The sequence below is a fragment of the Kitasatospora sp. NPDC050463 genome, assembly GCF_040655255.1.
In the GTDB taxonomy this organism is placed as follows: domain Bacteria; phylum Actinomycetota; class Actinomycetes; order Streptomycetales; family Streptomycetaceae; genus Kitasatospora.
Genome location: NZ_JBFAJO010000024.1, coordinates 64301 through 82176, shown reverse-complemented (window position 1 = coordinate 82176; position 17876 = coordinate 64301). Strand labels below are relative to the sequence as shown.

At 72.7% G+C, this 17876-nt stretch carries 14 protein-coding genes; 12 read left to right on the top strand and 2 right to left on the bottom strand.

The annotated features are described in order from the left end of the window. Positions 1-58: 58 nt before the first annotated feature. The 6 genes from AB0J08_RS17620 to AB0J08_RS17595 all read left to right on the top strand — a co-directional run bounded on the left by AB0J08_RS17620 (position 59) and on the right by AB0J08_RS17595 (position 6166). Positions 59-541 (top strand): (2Fe-2S)-binding protein, encoded by a 483-nt coding sequence (locus AB0J08_RS17620; protein ID WP_360634150.1) that lies wholly within the window; start codon positions 59-61, stop codon positions 539-541. After that, positions 538-1533 (top strand): xanthine dehydrogenase family protein subunit M, encoded by a 996-nt coding sequence (locus AB0J08_RS17615; protein WP_360634147.1) that lies wholly within the window; start codon positions 538-540, stop codon positions 1531-1533. Before AB0J08_RS17620 ends, AB0J08_RS17615 begins: the two co-directional genes overlap by 4 nt. Continuing rightward, a complete protein-coding gene (locus AB0J08_RS17610) occupies positions 1530-3599 on the top strand; it encodes a xanthine dehydrogenase family protein molybdopterin-binding subunit (RefSeq protein WP_360634144.1) in 2070 nt (689 codons plus the stop codon). The genes AB0J08_RS17615 and AB0J08_RS17610 overlap by 4 nt, the downstream gene beginning before the upstream one ends. Positions 3600-3940: 341 nt before the next feature. Next, positions 3941-4504, top strand: a complete 564-nt coding sequence (locus AB0J08_RS17605) for a papain-like cysteine protease family protein (protein WP_360634141.1) — start codon at positions 3941-3943, stop codon at positions 4502-4504. A gap of 10 nt (positions 4505-4514) precedes the next feature. Further along, positions 4515-5384 (top strand): hypothetical protein, encoded by an 870-nt coding sequence (locus tag AB0J08_RS17600; protein WP_360634138.1) that lies wholly within the window; start codon positions 4515-4517, stop codon positions 5382-5384. 365 nt (positions 5385-5749) lie between these two features. Next, positions 5750-6166 (top strand): TipAS antibiotic-recognition domain-containing protein, encoded by a 417-nt coding sequence (locus AB0J08_RS17595; RefSeq protein ID WP_360634135.1) that lies wholly within the window; start codon positions 5750-5752, stop codon positions 6164-6166. Between the two features lie 66 nt (positions 6167-6232). On the opposite strand, the gene AB0J08_RS17590 is transcribed toward AB0J08_RS17595, so the two are convergent. Continuing rightward, positions 6233-7060, bottom strand: a complete 828-nt coding sequence (locus AB0J08_RS17590) for a phytanoyl-CoA dioxygenase family protein (RefSeq protein ID WP_360634132.1) — start codon at positions 7058-7060, stop codon at positions 6233-6235. 121 nt (positions 7061-7181) lie between these two features. Here AB0J08_RS17590 and AB0J08_RS17585 point away from each other — a divergent pair, with 121 nt between their 5' ends. Both AB0J08_RS17585 and AB0J08_RS17580 read left to right on the top strand, forming a co-directional pair. Further along, entirely contained in the window at positions 7182-8003 is an 822-nt protein-coding gene (locus tag AB0J08_RS17585; protein ID WP_360634129.1) for a helix-turn-helix domain-containing protein, read from the top strand. 181 nt (positions 8004-8184) lie between these two features. After that, complete coding sequence (locus AB0J08_RS17580) at positions 8185-8460, top strand: hypothetical protein (protein WP_360634126.1); 276 nt, start codon at positions 8185-8187, stop codon at positions 8458-8460. Between the two features lie 246 nt (positions 8461-8706). Here AB0J08_RS17580 and AB0J08_RS17575 read toward each other — a convergent pair whose 3' ends face one another. Continuing rightward, the gene (locus tag AB0J08_RS17575; protein WP_360634123.1) at positions 8707-9417 is read right to left on the bottom strand and encodes an ABC transporter ATP-binding protein; all 711 of its coding nucleotides are present in this window, start codon (positions 9415-9417) and stop codon (positions 8707-8709) included. Positions 9418-9769: 352 nt separating this feature from the next. Between AB0J08_RS17575 and AB0J08_RS17570 the strand changes: the two genes are divergently transcribed. The 4 genes from AB0J08_RS17570 (at position 9770) to AB0J08_RS17555 (ending at position 17856) form a co-directional block, all read left to right on the top strand. Continuing rightward, entirely contained in the window at positions 9770-13105 is a 3336-nt protein-coding gene (locus AB0J08_RS17570; RefSeq protein WP_360634120.1) for an ABC transporter permease, read from the top strand. Next, positions 13102-16032: a hypothetical protein gene (locus AB0J08_RS17565; protein WP_360634117.1), complete on the top strand. Its 2931-nt coding sequence runs from the start codon at positions 13102-13104 to the stop codon at positions 16030-16032. The genes AB0J08_RS17570 and AB0J08_RS17565 overlap by 4 nt, the downstream gene beginning before the upstream one ends. A 232-nt stretch (positions 16033-16264) precedes the next feature. Next, a complete protein-coding gene (locus tag AB0J08_RS17560; RefSeq protein WP_360634283.1) occupies positions 16265-17200 on the top strand; it encodes an ABC transporter ATP-binding protein in 936 nt (311 codons plus the stop codon). Positions 17201-17280: 80 nt separating this feature from the next. After that, positions 17281-17856, top strand: a complete 576-nt coding sequence (locus AB0J08_RS17555) for an XRE family transcriptional regulator (protein ID WP_360634114.1) — start codon at positions 17281-17283, stop codon at positions 17854-17856. Positions 17857-17876: the final 20 nt, after the last annotated feature.

The following is a 17876-nucleotide window of genomic DNA, read 5'->3' as shown; positions in this document are numbered from 1 at the left end:
GAACGGGTACCCCGGGTGGCCCGGTCTGTGGCCCCTGACCGGCCATGAAAGGTCCCGCATGACTCCTGCCAACGAGACCGCCGTCACCTTGGAGGTGAACGGCGAAGGCCACGACCTGCGGCTGGACAACCGGTGCACGCTGCTGGACGTGCTGCGCGAGCGGCTGACGCTGACCGGCGCCAAGAAGGGCTGCGACCACGGGCAGTGCGGGGCCTGCACGGTGCTGCTGGACGGCCGCCGTGTGAACAGCTGCCTGGTACTCGCCGTCACGGTCGACGGCTGCGCGGTGACCACCGTCGAGGGCCTCGCCCCCGACGGTGGACTGCACCCGCTGCAACAGGCCTTCCTGGACCACGACGCCTTCCAGTGCGGGTTCTGCACTCCAGGCCAACTCTGCTCCGCCGCAGGGCTGCTCGCCGAGGCGAAGGCCGGCGGGGAGGCCCTGCGGGAGTCTGCGGTCAGGGAGGGGATGAGCGGCAACATCTGCCGCTGCGGCGCGTACCCCCATATCGTGCGGGCCGTCCTGGAGGCGGCGCGGTGAGGGAGTTCGCCTACGTCCGGCCGACCGGTCCGGAGGAAGCCGTCCGGCTTCGTCTCGACGGCACCGAAGTCCGCTACCTGGCCGGCGGCACCAACCTGGTCGACCTGATGAAGCTCGGCGTGGAACAACCGCGCCTGGTGGTCGACCTCGGCCGGATGCCGTTCGGCGACGTCACGCCGACCCCCGACGGTGGCCTGCGCATCGGCGCCCTGGTGTCCAACGCCGACCTCGCAGCGAATCCGCGGGTGCGCGCCGCGTACCCGCTCCTGTGCCAGGCACTTCTCTCCGGTGCGTCCGGACAGTTGCGCAACCGTGCGACCACCGCGGGCAATCTGTTGCAGCGCACCCGCTGTCTCTACTTCCAGGACGTCACGAAGCCGTGCAACAAGCGCCGTCCCGGCAGCGGCTGCCCTGCCCGCGAAGGCGTGCACCGCGACCTTGCGGTGCTGGGCGCGTCCGAGCACTGCATCGCCACCCATCCCTCGGACCTCGCGGTCGCACTCGCCGCGGTCGACGCCGCCGTGGAACTGCTCGGGCCGGACGGCCCGCGGACCCTGCCCGTCACCGACCTGCACCGGCTGCCGGGCGACCGGCCGCACGAGGAACACCGACTGCTGCCCGGTGAGTTGATCACAGCCGTCACGCTCCCTCCCCCGGTGCCGGACGCGGCGTCCGCCTATCGAAAGGTCCGCGACCGTGCCTCGTTCGCTTTCGCGCTGGCCTCGGCCGCGGGCGTTCTCGCCGTACGCGCGGGTCGGGTCACGCACGTGACGCTTGCTCTCGGCGGGCTGGCGCCGAAGCCGTGGCGCGCCCGTGTCGCCGAGCAGCGGCTGACCGGAGCGGTCGCCGACGAGGCGGCGTTCACCGCGGCGGTGGAGGGCGAACTCTCGGCCGCCCGGCCGCTGCGCGACAACGCCTACAAGATCCCACTGGCCCGCAACCTGACGGTCCGACTGCTGTGCGACCTCGCCGCGAGGGGGGAGTCACGATGAGTGGCCACGCCCGGTTGGAGGGCCGGGACAAGGTCACCGGCTCCGCCCGGTACGCCGACGACCAGCGGCCGGTCGACTGCCTGTACGCCTGCCCGGTGCCGGCCACCGTCGCCCGTGGCGCCGTCGCCGCGATCAACAGCTCGCCGGCCCTCGCCGACCGGCGAGTGGTGGCGGTGCTGACCCACCTGGGCGCCCCGAAGCTCCAGGCGGTGGAGGACCCGACGCTGGCGGTCCTCCAGTCGGCCGCCGTCGCCCACCGGGGGCAGTACGTGGCGCTGGTCGTCGCCGAGACCCTCGAAGCCGCCGAGCAGGGCGCGTCCGACGTCAGGGTGACGTACACCGCGGAACCGCACGACGTCGTGCTGGCGGACGACCATCCGGGGATCTACGCCCCGGAGGTGGCCAACGGCGGCTACCCGGCCGACCGCGCAAGAGGCGACTTCGCCGCCGCCTGGGCCGCCTCCGAGGTACGGATCGACGCCACCTACCGGATCTCGCCGCTGCACAATCACCCGATGGAGCCGCACGCCGCAACGGCCTGGTGGGAGGACGGACGACTCGTCGTCCACGACTCCAGCCAGGGCACCGCCGAGGTCCAGAAGACCCTCGCCGCACTGTTCGGGCTGGACCGCGCGCAGGTGCTGGCGGTGAGCGAGCACGTCGGCGGCGGCTTCGGCTGCAAGGGCACCCCCCGGCCCCATGTGGTGCTGGCCGCGATGGCCGCTCGGGTGGTGCGCCGGCCGGTGCGGCTCGCCCTGCCACGCGCACAGCTCGCCGCCGTCGTGGGCCATCGCGCGCCGACCGTGCAACGGGTACGGCTGGCGGCCGGGCGCGACGGGCGGATCACCGGGCTCGCCCAGGAGATCCTGACCCGCTGCTCGACGCTGAAGGAGTTCGTGGAACAGGCCGCGGTGCCGGCTCGGGTGATGTACGGCTCCTCCAGTTCGCTGACCACCCACCGCGTGGTGCGGCAGGACGTGCCGGCGCCGTCCTGGATGCGTGCCCCCGGTGAGGCACCCGGCATGTTCGCCCTGGAGTCGGCGATGGACGAACTGGCCCTGGCGTGCGGCATCGATCCGGTGGAGCTGCGACTTCGGAACGAGCCCGACACCGAACCGGACAGCGGCCGGCCCTTCTCCAGCCGGCATCTGGCCGATTGCCTGCGCGAGGGTGCCCGCCGCTTCGGGTGGGAGCGGCGTGGCACCGCGGGTCGCGTCGAGGGCCGGCTGCTGGTGGGGACGGGAGTGGCGGCCTCCACGTACCCGGTGCTGATCAGCCCGGCCGCCGCCGAAGTACGGGCGGCCGCGGACGGAACCTTCGTGGTGCGGGTCAACGCCACCGACATCGGGACGGGTGCCCGGACCGTGCTGGCGGTGATCGCCGCCGAGGTGCTGGCGGTACCGGTGGACCGCCTCGGGATCGAGATCGGGCGCAGCGACCTGCCGCACGGCGGGGTGGCGGGCGGCTCCAGCGGCACGTCGTCCTGGGGGTGGGCGGTCCACGCGGCTGCGTCCGAGCTGGCCCGGCAACTCGCGGCGGGTGTCCCGGTACCAGCGGAGGGCCTGTCGGCGAGCGCCGACACCGGGGAGCTCGTCCGGCAGGGCACCGACTACGCCCGGCACGCGTTCGGTGCGCAGTTCGCCGAGGTGCAGGTCGATCGGGACACGGGCGAGGTGCGACTGCGGCGGCTGCTCGGGGTGTTCGCGGCGGGGCGGATCCTGAACCCGCGCACGGCCCGGTCCCAGCTGCTCGGTGGCATGGTCATGGGGGCGTCGATGGCGTTGCTGGAGGAGTCGACGATGGACCCGCGGTTCGGTGACCATGCGGAGCGGGACCTCGCCTCGTACCACGTCGCGGTGAATGCCGACGTCCCGGATGTGCAGGCCTACTGGATCGAGGAGGACGACCGGCACGTCAGTCCGATGGGTTCGAAGGGCATCGGCGAGCTCGGCATCGTCGGCACGGCCGCGGCGATCGCCAACGCGGTGCATCAGGCAACCGGAGTACGGGTGAGGGAGCTCCCGATCGGGGCGCGCACCCTGCTCGGGCAGGTGGGTGGACATTGAGCCCACCGGCCGGTCCTCCACGGCCGTTTCGCAAATAGACCTCTGGACCCAATTGGTTTGTCATGCAGGGCCTTGTGGCCATGACGACCCACCCTGCCCCGTCCCCGGGCGACCCCCGCCCTCTCCGGGTCCTGGAGAAGGCCGGGCTGGTCACGATCGACAAGGGTTACGAGGGAAACGCGCCCGCACCTGGAACAGGTCGTCGGGTTCACTGCCGATATGACGATTCACCCTTGTAGGTACGGTTTCTGTACATACCAGCTTTGCCGTGGCCAGTTCGTGCTGTCATAGCTCTGCCAGATCCCCCGGCACGTATCGCATTTTCGCGGGAAGGCAGGAAGATGGGCAGATCCACGTTCGCGGCCACGGCGACGGCCGTCGTACTGACGGCTTCGGGGTTGCTCGCCGCAGCAGGGAGCCCGGCCCACGCCGAGGCGGGGCAGGACAACATCGGCATGTACAAGCAGGAGAAGACCCAGTGGTGCTGGGTGGCCTCCGGGTTGACGATCGCCAAGTTCCAGGGCTACGGCAGTACGCAGACGGACTTCTGCAACCGGGCCCAGCCCACCTACGGTTGCAACAACCAGCCCGCCACGCTCGGCGACATGGCCAAGGGCTGGACCAGCCTCGGCATGACCCACTCCGGTTCGGGCCTGGAGAGTGCGGCCACGTTCAATCAGGTCTACACCGACGTCAAGGCGGCCCGGCCGGTCGCCGCCCGCATCGGGTGGACGTCCGGCGGTGGCCACATGAACGTCGTCTACGGCTTCGACACGTCGAACAACACCATCGGCGTCGCCGACCCGTGGCCGGACACCGCCACCTACACGTGGTGGAACTACAACGACTACGTCAGCAACAGCTCGTTCAAGTGGACCCACTCCCGGATCGGCATCTCCCGTTAAGGCAGGCGGCATGCACGACACACGCACCTCCAGCAAGCGGGCGGCCTCCCGCCGCGCCCGCCTGACCACCGTCCTGGTGCTGAGCGCATCCGCGCTCCTGTCCGTCGCCGGCCCCGCCCGTGCGACCGCGCCCACGGACCCGCTCCCGGCGGACATCCCGGACTACCGGGCCGCCCTCGACCTGGTGAAGTCGGCCGACGTCCGCAACACCGTCTGCCGGTTCCTCAGCGTTCCGGTGCCCCAGGGGGACGGGGCCGGGACGCCGCAGCCGATCCCCGACAAGGCCGACCCCTGCGAGGGCATGCCGGCCTTCACCGTCAACGACCCGTTGGCCCTGAACGAGATCACCCCCGGCTTCGTCGCGGGGACGTCGCTGCCGATCGCCACCGAGGCGGTCAAGCTGAGTCACCTGGTCTCGGCGCTGAACGCCCCGGTCAACGGGCGGAACGCCACCGTCATGCTCGCCCCCACGCAGGGTGGCGGCTGGCACTTGGCGGCCGTGCGCGAGGGCGACAGCGACGCGACGTACGCGGGCAAGGCCACGGTGGGGACTCTGGTGTTCACCGAGCCGCAGATCCGCGGCTGGTACCAGCTGAGGCTCACCACGGTCGAACCGCTCAACGACCAGGCGCGGCAGGGCCTGGACGGCCGGTCGTCGGTCTCGCTGAGTGACTACCAGAAGCTGGTCAAGGCCCGCTACGCCGACAAGCTGCCCGGCTCGGAGTACGACACCGCGGGCATGTCCAGCGGCTACGGTGCTGCGACGAAGACGGAGGACGCCTCCTCCACGACACCCGTGCTCGTCGGCGGTTCGAGTGCGGCCCTCGCGCTCGCGGGCGGTGCCTTCGCCCTCCGCCGCCGGCGTAACACCACCGGCTGAACCCGGCCCCCGCACCCCCGCCTCCGGCCGTCGGCCAGGGGCGGGGCGCAGCCGTTTCCCCACCGCGTCGCCATCGGTGATGATGCGTCGGCACGGATGGTGTTGCACTCGGAGCACCGGGGCGTGGAGAACCTCATGGTCCTGGACACGTGCCGGTACTGATTTCCCCCCACGGAACCGACGGGCCGTCACGAGCCGGGTCGGACGACTGCGTCGAAGCCCTGATGCGGCTCGGTAAACAGTTTGCCGCCCTATCGGGCGTGTGCCACTGTTCGGCCTGGATCGGCAGTCGGTCGATGGTGGCGATGCCGGTCGCCTCTCAGCGAATCCGTTGAAGAGACTTGGGAATCACGAGGATCGGTGCCATGGGGAACCAGTACGAAGACGAGTGCCGCCGAGCGTTGGCCGCAGAGCAGGCGAAGAGTCTTGCCGAGACCAACCACTGGGAGCATGTGGACCGGGATCAGGTCCACCAGGACTGGGATGTGCTGTACCGGGAGATTGCGGCCTGCCTGGACGGCTCACTGCCCGGGGATCGACACGTTCAGGAGCTCGTTCACAGGCACTTCGACATAGTGTGCCGATTCTACGTCCCTACCGGGAAGGCTTACGCCGGCATGGCGCTCTTCTATGCGGAAGACGATGCCATGAGGGCGTTCCACGATTCCTACCATCCTCGGCTGGTGGAATTCCTGGGTGCGGCCATGAACGTATTCGCTGAACGGGGAGTCGGTTTCGTTCCGTCGCTGGTTCCGCCCGCCCTCGACCGGACCCGGGAGTAGCCCGAGGTCGCGGGCGCTCGGGCACCTCCGGAGCCACGGTGCGGCCGCCGCCGACACCCGTCGCGATCAGTGCGCCGCGCCCTCCCAGCCCTCCCCGCACGGCCCTCCATCGAGGGCTTCGGCCAGGTCGACCTCGCTGCCGTCCGGGGCGACCAGCGGCAGGTACGGGCGGGCGATCTCGACGCTCGCCCGAGGCACGTAGTGGAAGATGAGCGAACGACGGAAGCGGTCCGCGGTGGTGTTGGGCAAGGACCCGTGGACGGTGCTGCCGTGGAAGAACAGGACGTCGCCCGCCCGCATGTCGGTCTGGACGGCGGACAGACCCTCCGGCGGGCGGACGAGTCCGCGGGTGAAGGATTCCGCCGGGTCGGCCTCCTCGGGGCAGACCACCTCCAGGGTGTGGCTGCCGGGAACCACGCCCAGTCCTCCGTTCGTCGCGTCACAGTGGTCGATCGCGATCCACGCCGCGACGCAGGTCTCGGGGTGAGCGCGAAGGAAGTAGTTGTCCTGGTGCATCGCCTGGCCGCGTGCGCCCGGGGGCTTGAAGTAGAACATCGACTGGGCTCCGTACACGGGGCCCACCAGAGCTGTGACCACGTCGAGGACGCGCGCGTCGGTCATGAGCGTGCGGGCGACGCGGCCGATCTCCAGGTCCGGACGGCGATGCGGGTTCATGAAGCGCGGGTACCGGGCGAGGATGTCGTCGGCCGGTACCTCGTCCACGGCACCGACCGCTCGGCGGTCCGTCTCGACCTGGACCATGAACGCCGCCCGGACCGTCTCGACCTCGGCGTCGGACAACAGGCCGTCGACCTGGATCACGCCGTCACGCTGATAGCGTTCGCGCAGGGCGTCGGTGTCTTCGGGCGCGAGCGAGAGTGCGCTGGTAGTCATGGGTACATCGTCGTGTTCACGAGCAGGTAAGGGCATGGCAGAACCGGTCGACGGCATGGACGATCCTGTCGCAACCCCACCCCGCGCAGCGGTGACCATCGCGTCCGCACATGATCGCGTCGTGTGCGGAGAGCTGGACGAGGGCCGCACGTACCGCACCGTGCGATCAGGGGGTACGACCGACTGGGTCCTGTTCGTCACCCTGGCGGGGCGCGGCAGGTTCCGACTGCCCGGTCACCCCGACCTCCTCGCCGGACCCGATCTCATCACGGCCGTCGAACCCGGCACTCCCCACGACTACGGCACCGACCACGAAGCCCGCGGGTGGTCTCTCCGGTGGGCGCACCTGAACCCGCGCCCCGACTGGCTGTCCCTGCTCGACTGGCCCACCGCTGCCCCCGGCATCCGTCAGGTGGAAGTGGACGACACCGTGCGGACCCGCGTCGTCCAGGCACTCGATCGCGCCATCTCCGCCCGGCGCGCAGGCCTTCGCCGCAGCACTCTCTTCGCCATGAACGCCGTCGAGGAGGCACTGCTGTGGTGCGACACGCGCAACCCGGGCGGGACGGTCCTCGATCCGAGGCTCCTGACCGTTCTGGAACACGTCGGCAACACCATCGAAGAGCCGCACACGGTCGACTCGCTGGCCCGGATCGGTGGGCTGTCGCCGTCCCGCCTCGCCCACCTCGCCTCGGCGCAGCTCGGCACCGGCCTGATGTCCTACGTGGACCGTCGGCGGATGGACCTGGCCCGTCAACTGCTCATGGTGACCGACCTGCCCGTGGCCACGATCGCCGCCCGAACCGGCTTCACCGACCCGCTGTACTTCTCCCGACGGTTCCGCGTCGCCACCTCGCTGTCCCCCACCGCCTTCCGAGCCCGTGAGCAGGGGAGGACGGAGGAGCGAGGGGCCGAGGAGGATCCCCCGCGCACCGGGTCATGACCTGGGAGGACGTACCGGTGTCCGGCCGGCCCGGCCCGCCCGGCCGGGCCATGGGAAGGGATGCCGGCCCTGGAAGGTCGGGTGCTCGGGGCCGCTGCCGTGCGGTGTCGGGTCCGGCGGTCCGGCTCCCCGCCCCGGCGGTCGGGATGCGGCCCGACCGGGCGGGGGGCAGGGTCGAGGTATGAGCGGAGTGGTCGTGCTGGTCGAGCTGGAGTCGTCCACGGAGGTGCTGGACGCGGGGGAGGTCGATGTGGGCGCCCGGATTCGCTGGGTGCACGCGGCGCCGGCCGACCCGGACGTGCCGGACGACCCGGGGCCGGTCACGTTCTGCGGGATCGACACCGGGGACCTCGAACGGGAGAGCTATCAGCCGTCCGGGCCGGGGGAGCCCTGGTACCCGCCGTCCCAGCGCACGCGACGGTGCCGGGAGTGCGAGGCCGCGCTCAGGGCACTCTGAGCGCGGCGCGCGACCTGGGCGCGACCGTCCGCCGGGCCTCGGCCCGGCCGCCCGCCCGCCCGGCGGGGCTCCCCGGTCAGGCCTCCCGGTCAGACCTTGCCGGGCCCGGCCGTGCCTTGCGGTCGGACCGGAAGGCCACGGTTCGGTGCCCCGCAGGGCCACTGCGGATGCCCCGAAGGGCGGCTGCCCCGGACCCGAAAGGGCGGATCGGCGGGCCGACGCCCGAGGGGAGGAGCCGCCGGGGGTTCAGGGCGTGGGGTCGACGATGTGGCCGTCGCGGAGTTCGATGACGTGATCGGCGAGTTCCATGAGGGTGGGGTCGTGGGTGGCGACGAGGGCCGTGACGCCTTCACTGCGAACGACGGCGCGGAGCAGTTCCATGATGGAGCGGCCGGTCTCGGAGTCGAGTTGACCGGTGGGTTCGTCGGCGATGATGAGGTCGGGGCGGTTGGCGAGGGCGCGGGCGATGGCGACGCGTTGCTGCTGGCCGCCGGAGAGCTCGGCGGGGCGCTGGTTGGCGTGGTCGGCGAGGCCGACGAGGGCGAGAAGGGTGCGGGCGCGCTCCTCGCGTTCGGCGGCGGGCGTGTTGCACAGGCGCATCGGGATGCCGACGTTCTCGGTGGCGGTGAGGACGGGGATCAGGCCGAAGGACTGGAAGACGAAGCCGATGCGGTCGCGGCGCAGGGCGAGCCGGCCGTTCTCGTCGAGGCGGTCGAGGTCGGTGCCGTCGAGGGTGATGGTGCCGCCGGTGGGGGTGTCGAGGCCACCGACGAGGTTGAGGAGGGTGGTCTTTCCGGAGCCGGAGCGGCCTTTGAGGGCGGTGAGTTCGCCGCGGCGGGCGCTGAAGGAGACGCCCCGCAGTGCGTGCACGGTGCGGTCGCCGGTGCCGAAGCTGTGGGTGAGGTCGGTGACGGTGACCATGTCGGTGGTGACGGTGGCGGCCGATTGCTGCGTCATAAGGCGTCCCCCTGGATGTTCCTCGACTGAAGTGAAGTACTCATGACGGGCGATGATATTGAGGAGTACATGGCATATTGAGCGGTCATTGAACCGCCCTGCGCCGCCGAGGCGTTGACCATGCATCGGCGGTGCGGATCCACTGAGCTGCTAACGCGGAGAATTTGCTCACTAGTTACATGATTCGCGCAAGTCCCTTCCGTTCGAAGAGCGAATCTGACAGCATCGTCCGCTATCCGGTGATCAAGCGCCGGTGGTCACCGTAGCGGTGCGTGACAGGCGTCCATCCCGTGGCAGGAGTGCACGGACGGAGAAGCCGGACGCGACCGGGATGTACCGGGGGAGGAAAAGGATGCTCGGCTTTGTCGTGCGCCGTCTGCGCGGGCGACTGCCGTTGGCCACCGCCGTCCTGCTCACGGTGTTGATCACCACGGCGGTGCTCACCGCACTGGTGGCGTTCAATCGCACCGTGGGGGAGGCGGGGCTTCGGCAGTCGCTCCAGGGGCCGGGCCAGGCCCGGACCGTCGTCCTGGTCAAGGCCGAACACGGCCTGGACAAGCGGGCCGCGGACGACACGGCCGTCGCCGCCTATGCCGGCCGGCTCTTCGGTGACCTGCCCGCGCACAGCGAGAGCCTGGCCCGCAGCCGCTCCTACGGTCTCCCGGCCGAGGCTGCCGGTGGTGCCGCCGCCGGTGGTGCCGCCGCCGGTGCGGTCGCCCCTGGTGCCGGAGCCCCCGCTGCCGGAGCCGCCGCTGCCCAGGCGGCAGGAAGGCCGACCGATCTCACCGTGCTCGCGGCGCTCGACCACGACCGTGTCACCCTCCTGGCCGGATCGTGGCCCGCCGGCGGGTCCGCGGCCTCGGCCGGAGCGGGGCCGGTGCAGGTCGCCGTTCCGCAGGCCGCGCTGGTCCGGTTGGGGCTGAGCGCCGAGGCGTTGCCCGCCGAGGTCCGGTTGGACGACCGGCTGAGCGGTGCGCCGCTCACCGTCCGGGTCACGGGTGTCTACCGTGCCGCCGACCCCGCCGATCCGTACTGGCGGCTGGATCCGGTGGGTGGCCACGAGATCCTGGTCGGTGGCTTCACCACCTACGGCCCGCTGCTGGTCGACGACACCGCCTTCACCACGGCGGGCGTCCCGCAGAACGGCCGGAGCTGGTTGCTCCGGGCGGACTTCACCTCGGTCCGTGCCACCGAGGCCACCGCCCTGCGGGACCGGGCCGCCGGCCTGGCCGGGGAGCTGGGCAACTCCTCGGGCCTCCAGGTCTCGACCGAACTGCCGGTGCTCCTGCAGGAGCTGGAGTCCAGTGCCCTGGTCGCCCGGTCGACCCTGCTGATCGGCGCCCTGCAACTGGTGGTGCTCGCCGGCGCCGTGCTGCTGCTGGTGGTCCATCTGATGGCAGCCCGGCAGGTGGGTGAGAACGCCCTGCTGGCCGCGCGGGGTGCGTCCGGGGTGCGTCTGGGGGTGTTCACGGCTGCCGAGTCCCTGCTGCTGGCCCTTCCGGCGGCGGTGCTCGCGCCGTTGCTCACGCCGCTTCTGCTGCGGGCGCTCGCGGGGTTCGGGCCGTTGTCCCGGGTGCCGTTGGACACCGGGCTGAGCTGGACGCTGTGGCCGGTCGCGGCGGCCTGTGCCCTCGCCTGTGTCGTGTTGACCACCGCGCCCGCCCTGCTGCGTGGCGCCGGTGGTGCGGTGCTGCGCCGGGCGGGGCGGCGTCAGGCGCTCGTGGCGGGGGCGGTGCGTTCGGGCGCGGACCTCGCGGTGGTCGCTCTGGCAGCGCTCGGCTACTACCAACTGTCGCAGTACAGCGGCGGGTTGTCGGCGGACTCGGCCGGGCGGCTGGGCCTTGACCCGGTGTTGATCGCCGCTCCGACCTTGGCGTTGTGCGCGGGGACGCTGTTGGTGCTGCGGCTGTTGCCGTTCGCGGCCCGGCTGGGCGGCAGGTTGGCCGCGCGGCGGCGTGGTCTGGTGCCGGCGTTGGCGGGTTGGCAGTTGGCCCGTCGGCCGGGGCGGGCGACCGGGCCGGTGCTGTTGCTGGTGTTGGCGGTCTCGACGGGGGTGTTGGCGCTCGGTCAGCACTCCAGTTGGGAGGGTTCGCAGCGCGACCAGGCGGACTTCGTGACGGCGGGTGGTCTGCGGATCGTCGGTTCGACGACGGCGTCGATGGGGCAGGGCGGCCGGTACGGGGCGCTGCCGGGTGGTGACCGGTTGATACCGGTGGTCCGGCAGGAGAGCTCGCTGCCGAACGGTGCGGCCGGGCAGTTGCTGGCGCTGGATGTCGCGGGGTTCGCCGACCGGGTGCCGGTACGGGCGGATCTGCTCGACGGGCAGCGACCTCGGGAGGTGTTCGCGCCGCTGGCCGAGCCCGCGCCCACCGGCGTCCAGGCCGGGCTGCCGCTGCCGGGCCGGCCCCGGCGGATCGACGTCGACCTCACCAACGCGCCGGCCGAGGTGTCCGATGCCCACCCGGAGGTGTGGCTGTTGCTGCGCGACCGGTTCGGCAGCACGTTCCGTGCCCCGCTGACCGGTGTCCCCAACCAGGGCGATGCCGTGGCCACCGCCGATCTCGCGGCGCTCACCGGCGTGCCGGTCGGCTCCGCCGCCGCCCCGCTCACGCTGGCCGGACTGGTCGTCGTGTTCGGTACGGACCGCACCCCCGCGCTCCTCGGCGATCTGACCCTCCGGGGGGTCCGCGTCTCCGACAGCGCAACCGGGCCGGCCACTCCCGTCACCGCGCCGGGCGGCCTCGGCTGGAGCACCGTCGCCCCCGCGGGTGCGGAGACGTCGGCGTCCACCGTCGTTCCCCCCGGAGCGGGCGAGCAACAGCTGGTCAAGATCCACTACCAGAAGGGGCGCGGTGGCGTCGACAGCGTTCAGGTCAACGTCGCCCCCGCCGGCGCCCCGGTCCCGAGCGGCGTCTCCGGGGTCGCCACGCACGCCTACCTGACCGCCGTCGGAGCGGCGGTCGGCGACATCATCAAGGTGCCGTTCGCCGGCGCCGTCCTCCAGGTCAAGGTCACCGGTGTGGTCGAGGCCCTGCCCGTGGCCGGGGACACGGCGATCGTCCTCGACCTCGCCACCACCGGGCGGCTGCTCGCCACCTCGGGCCGCCAGCTGCCGGCCACCTCCGAGTGGTGGCTGCCCGCCACCGGGCCGGGGGACGAGGCGCCCGCCGCGGCCGCCGCCAAGCTGCGCGCGGAACCGGGCGGCCAGCAACTGCTGCTGCGTGACGAGGTGGCGGCCGATCTGCTCGCCGACCCGCTCAGCGCCGCCCCGCAGAGTGCGCTCGCCGCGATCGCCCTGGTCAGCACCGTCCTGGCCGCAATCGGCTTCGCCGCCGCCTCGGCGGCCTCCGCCCGCGAACGCGCCGGGGAGTTCACCGTACTGCTCGCGCTCGGCACGCCACGGCGGTGGCTGCGATGGACGGTCGCCGCCGAGCAGAGCGTCCTGGTCGGTCTCGGCAGCCTCGTCGGGCTGGCCCTGGGCGGCCTGATCGTCCATCTGATCGTGCCGCTCGTGGTGCTCACCCCGGCCGCCCGCCGCCCGGTGCCCGAGCTCCTGGTCGACCTGCCGCTCGGCCGGGCCGTGCTGCTCGCGGCCGCGATCACCGCCGTTGCCCTGCTGTCGGCCGCCCTCAGCGGGCGCCGCCGTCGAGACGTGGCCGACCGGCTGCGGCACGTGGAGGAGATGTGAGCACCCCGGCCGGCACCGGCACGCCCGGCAGCACCGGTACCACTCCCAGCCCCGGCGGCGCCGACCGGGGCGCCGGACACCGGCCCGCGCCCTGGGTGCGGACCAGGCTGCGCTCGGCGCCGCTGGCCGCCGCGCTCATGGCGCTGCTCGCCTTCGGCACCGTCTTCCTGGCCGCCGCCTTCCCCCGCGCCGTCGACCGGGGAACGGACGACGCGCTGCGCGAGTACCTGAAGGACCGCGGCCCGTCCTGGACCAGCATGCTGGCCACCTCCAGCCACCGCCTCGGCGAGGCCGACCTCGACCAGGTGGCGCAGAAGCTCACCTCGTACCCGAAGGAGACGTTCAGGATCGCCGCGAGCGGCCCGGTGTACGGAACGCGCGGCAACAAGCCGCGCAAGATGTGGAACCCCGGCTTCGCCACCCTCGGCGAGGCGAAGCCCGTGCTCGACCTGCTCTCCTTGCACGGCATCACCGACCGCGCCACCCTGGCGGAAGGCCGCTGGCCCGCCCCGCCGGAGCCTGACCAGGGCGGCGTCAAGCCGGTCGCGATCGCGCTCAGCAAGAGCGCCGCCGACACCATCCGGATCCACCTGGGCGACATCATCGACGGTGGGACCGCCCCCTCCGGCGGCCGGTTCCAGGCCGAGGTGGTCGGCCTCTACACGGCCGACGACCCGAGCGACCGGTACTGGTACGACCTGCCGTGCCCCGAGCGGGCCTGTGTGGAGGGCGCCAAGGAGCAGTTCTGGCACACCGCCGGCGTGGTCTCGCCCGGGGCGATCGACTCGATCGGCCCGTGGGGAGGCGGCGCGACCGACTTCTGGCGGCTGCCCGTCGACATCAGCGCCCTGCGCGCCGACCAGCTGGACCGGAGCGGCAAGGAGATCTCCTCCTACGTCGCCGGCCCCACCGCCACGCGGCTGTCCGTCGTCACCGGCCGCGAGGACCTGCGCATCGGCTCGGAGCTGCCGCAGCTGTTCCAGCAGGCCATCGCTCGGCACGATGCGGCCGCCCCGTTGGCGGCGGTCGGTCCGGCCGGGCTGGCCGGTGTCGCCGCGGTGGTGCTCTGTCTGGCGGCGGGTCTGACCGGGGACCGGCGGGTCGGCGAACTCCGGTTGCTCCAGGCCCGTGGCGGGTCGCGGGGCGGGGTGTTGCGGCGGCTGCTCGGCGAGGGCGCGGTGACGGTGTTGCCCGCCGGGGTGCTGGCGGCGGCCTTGGCGCTGTGGCTGTTGCCGACGCCGCGCTGGTCGGGTTCGGTGCTGGCGGCGCTGGCCGTTCTGCTGCTCGCTCTGCTGGGATTTCCGGCCCGGGCGGCGCTGCTCTGGTCAGCGCCGCGTGCCCCGGGTTCGGGTGGGCGGCGTCGGTTGGTGGGCGAACTCGTCGTCCTGGCCGTCACGGTCGCGGCGGTGCTGGAGGTCCGGCGCCGGGGCGTCGTCCCGCCGGGGGAGGGGCTGGACCCGATGCTGGTGGCGGCTCCGCTGCTGCTGGCCCTGACGGGTGGCCTGGTCCTGGCGCGGCTCCAGCCGGTGCTGGTGGGTGCGCTCGCCCGGGTGGCCGGCCGGGGTACGGGACTGATCGGGTTCCTCGGTCTGGCCCGGGCGGCGCGGGGGACCGGCGGCCGGCCGCGCCCGTCCGTGCTGCCGCTGCTCGCGCTGATGCTCGCGGTGACCACGGCGGGTTTCGGAGCCACCGTCCTGGACGCCGTGGACCGTGACCGCGCGCACGCCGCCCGGAGCGCGGTCGGCGGTGACGCGGCCGTCGGGACACCGTCCGGTGTCGTCCTCCCGCCCGGCTTCCTCGCGGCGGCCGCCGCCCTGCCCGGGGTGAGGACGGCGACCGGCGTCTGGTGGGAGAACGAGGCGTTCCTCCTCGGCGCCGACAGCGGGCTCATCCGGGTCAGCACGTTGATCGTGGACCCGGTGGCGTACGCCGAGCTGTCCCGGACCGTCGGGCGCGGCGCGTTCGACCCGGCCGTCCTCGCGGGCGACGGCGGCGGGAGCGACAGCCCCGTGCCGGCGCTGTTCAGCACCGAACTCGCGAAGAAGATCACCGGCGGGAGCTACCGCCTGCGGATGCCCAACGGGAAGGAGCTCCTCGCGAAATCGGCCGGCACCGTCGACGGCACACCCGCGCTGGAGGAGACGACCCGACGATTCGTCGTGCTGCCGTCCGGCCCCGTGACCGCGAGCCTTCCCGAACTCGGGCAGGCCAACCTCTGGTTCGCCACCGGTGACATCGACGATCGGCAGCTGAAGGGGCTGGTGCGCGAGCTGGAACCGATGAGGATCGGCGGCGTCGCCCCGTCCACCACCGGCGTCGCCCCGTCCACCACCGGCGCGTCGGCAGGCGCCTCGCCGGCCGCCCCCTCGCCTGTCGCGTCCGGGCCGGCCCCGGCGGCCCAGGCCCCCGCGGACACCGATCCCGAAGCGGTACCGCCCGGGTACATGGTCCGGACCAGTGCCGCCCGGGCTGCCGAGCTCGCCACCGATCCGCTCCAGCTGTCGGCCGCGCGGCTGTTCTGGGCCGCGGTGATCGGCGCCGCCGGCTTCGCTCTGCTCGCCGTCCTGCTGACGCTGCTCCGGGCCGCCCCCGAACGGGTGGCCGTGCTGGCGCGGTTGCGCACGATGGGTCTGCGGCCCCGCCAGGGCCTGGCGCTGATCGTCGCCGAGACACTGCCGCAGACCTTCGCCGCGGCGGTCGGCGGAGGAGTGGTCGCGCTCGCCGCGGTCGCCCTGCTCGGTCCGGCGATCGACCTGTCCGCCCTGGTCGGCGCCCCGGTGCCGGCCGGCCTGCGACCTGCGGTGCTGCCGGTCCTGTTCCAGGTCCTCGGTCTGGCGGCGCTGGTCACGGCCGGTGTGCTGGTCGAGGCACTGATCTCCGGCCGACGCCAGATCAGTACCGAACTGCGGGCGGGGGAGCAGCGATGACCACAGCCCGGGCAGCGCGGCCGGTCCGGCCGGATAGGCCGGTTGGGCCGGCCGGCCCCGACGGACCCGGCCCGGCAGGCGGCGACGGCGCGCCCCACCGGGCAGCCGGCACGGCAATCGACTCGCGGCAACCGCGATCAGGAGCGCACCCAGGCGCAGCGGCGACAGGAGATCAGTGGTGAACGGTGGCCTCGAGGGCCGGGCGGTTGTCCAGGCTCCGACTCTTCAGGAGTTGCAGGACCGGGCGTTGGCGGCTGCGGCGCCGAGGGCGCATGCGGCGGATGCGGCGATCGTGTGTGAGCGGTTGGTGCGGATCTTCAGCGCCGAGGGTGTGGAGGTGCAGGCGCTCCAGGGACTGGAGTTGACGATCCGTCAGGGTGATCTGGTGGCGTTGGTGGGTGCGTCGGGCAGTGGCAAGTCGACGCTGTTGACGATTCTGGCGGGGCTGGACGTGCCGACGGCCGGGACGGCGACGGTCGCGGGCTGCGACCTGCTGGAGATGTCGGCCCGGGAACGGCTGCGCTACCGCCGAGAGGTGGCCGGGTTCATCTGGCAGCAGACCGCCCGCAACCTGCTGCCCTTCCTCACCGCCGCCGAGAACATCGCCCTGCCGATGCAACTGCGCGGCCGCGCCGGCGGCGCCGCCCGCTCCAGGCAGCAGGCGGCCCGGGTCGCCGAACTCCTGGAGGCCATGGAGCTGGGCGACCTCGCCCACCGCCGCCCGGCCGAACTCTCCGGAGGCCAGCAGCAACGCGTGGCCATCGCCGTGGGCATGGCCAACAACCCGCCCGTGCTGCTCGCCGACGAGCCCACCGGCGAACTCGACTCCGAGACCGCTGCCGGCATCTTCGCGGCCTTCCGCACCGTCAACCGCGAACTCGGCGCGACCGTCGTCATCGTCACCCACGACCCCATGGTCGCCGCCGAGGTCCGCCGCACCGTCGCCATCCGCGACGGCCGTACCAGCAGCGAGGTGCTGCGCCGGACGGTGACGGACGAGCACGGCGAGGAGTCGGTGAACGAGCGTGAGTACGTGATGCTCGACCGCACCGGCCGGGTGCAGCTGCCGGTCAAGTTCCTGGAGGCGCTGGGCATGGAACACCGGGTCGCCGTCGACCTGGGCGCCGACCACATCGCGGTGCGCCCGGACGACATCGCCGGCCACTGACGGGCGGGTGCCCGGCCCCACGGCACCGGGGCCGGGCGCGGTGGGATACTGAACCGGACGTTCCGGGCGAGAGGTGCCGCATGAGCAGCCGAGTGAGGGTGCTGAGGAAGCAGAACCGGCTGAGCCTGGAGGCGCTGGCGGCGCGGGTCGGGGTGACCAAGAGTTACCTCTCCAAGGTGGAGCGGGGGCTCAGCGATCCCTCCATCTCGACCGCCCTCAAGCTGGCGCACGCGCTGAAGGTCGACGTCGGCCGGCTGTTCTCGGAGGACGTGGAGCCGGAGCTGATCACGGTGGTCCGGGCCGGCGAGCGGACGCCGATGGCGGACGGCGCCGGCCCCGGCGCCCCGCACTACGAGGGCATCGCGACCGGCCTCAGCGGTAAGCGGATGGTGCCGTTCATGGTGTACCCGCCGGTCGAGCCGGGCGACTCGCCCTTCAAGTCCCATGCGGGCGAGGAGTTCTTCTTCGTCCACGCCGGGACGGTCGACCTGGAGTTTCCCGAACGGACGGTCGAGCTCGCCCCGGGGGACAGCGTCTACTTCAACTCGGCGCTGCCGCACCGCTGCCGGAGCACCGGCCCGGTGCCGGCCGCGGTCCTCGTGGTGATCCACGACGACCCGGCCGGCCCGTCGGAGCGGGTGCCCAGCCTGCCCTGACGGCGGGTCGGTCCAGCGCC

Excerpts from the sequence above, each read along its gene's own strand:
- AB0J08_RS17620 (WP_360634150.1), top strand. The coding sequence starts at position 59 with ATGACTCCTGCCAACGAGACCGCCGTCACCTTGGAGGTGAACGGCGAA.
- AB0J08_RS17610 (WP_360634144.1), top strand. The coding sequence starts at position 1,530 with ATGAGTGGCCACGCCCGGTTGGAGGGCCGGGACAAGGTCACCGGCTCC.
- AB0J08_RS17605 (WP_360634141.1), top strand. The coding sequence starts at position 3,941 with ATGGGCAGATCCACGTTCGCGGCCACGGCGACGGCCGTCGTACTGACG.
- AB0J08_RS17600 (WP_360634138.1), top strand. The coding sequence starts at position 4,515 with ATGCACGACACACGCACCTCCAGCAAGCGGGCGGCCTCCCGCCGCGCC.
- AB0J08_RS17595 (WP_360634135.1), top strand. The coding sequence starts at position 5,750 with ATGGGGAACCAGTACGAAGACGAGTGCCGCCGAGCGTTGGCCGCAGAG.
- AB0J08_RS17590 (WP_360634132.1), bottom strand. The coding sequence starts at position 7,060 with ATGACTACCAGCGCACTCTCGCTCGCGCCCGAAGACACCGACGCCCTG.
- AB0J08_RS17580 (WP_360634126.1), top strand. The coding sequence starts at position 8,185 with ATGAGCGGAGTGGTCGTGCTGGTCGAGCTGGAGTCGTCCACGGAGGTG.
- AB0J08_RS17575 (WP_360634123.1), bottom strand. The coding sequence starts at position 9,417 with ATGACGCAGCAATCGGCCGCCACCGTCACCACCGACATGGTCACCGTC.
- AB0J08_RS17570 (WP_360634120.1), top strand. The coding sequence starts at position 9,770 with ATGCTCGGCTTTGTCGTGCGCCGTCTGCGCGGGCGACTGCCGTTGGCC.
- AB0J08_RS17555 (WP_360634114.1), top strand. The coding sequence starts at position 17,281 with ATGAGCAGCCGAGTGAGGGTGCTGAGGAAGCAGAACCGGCTGAGCCTG.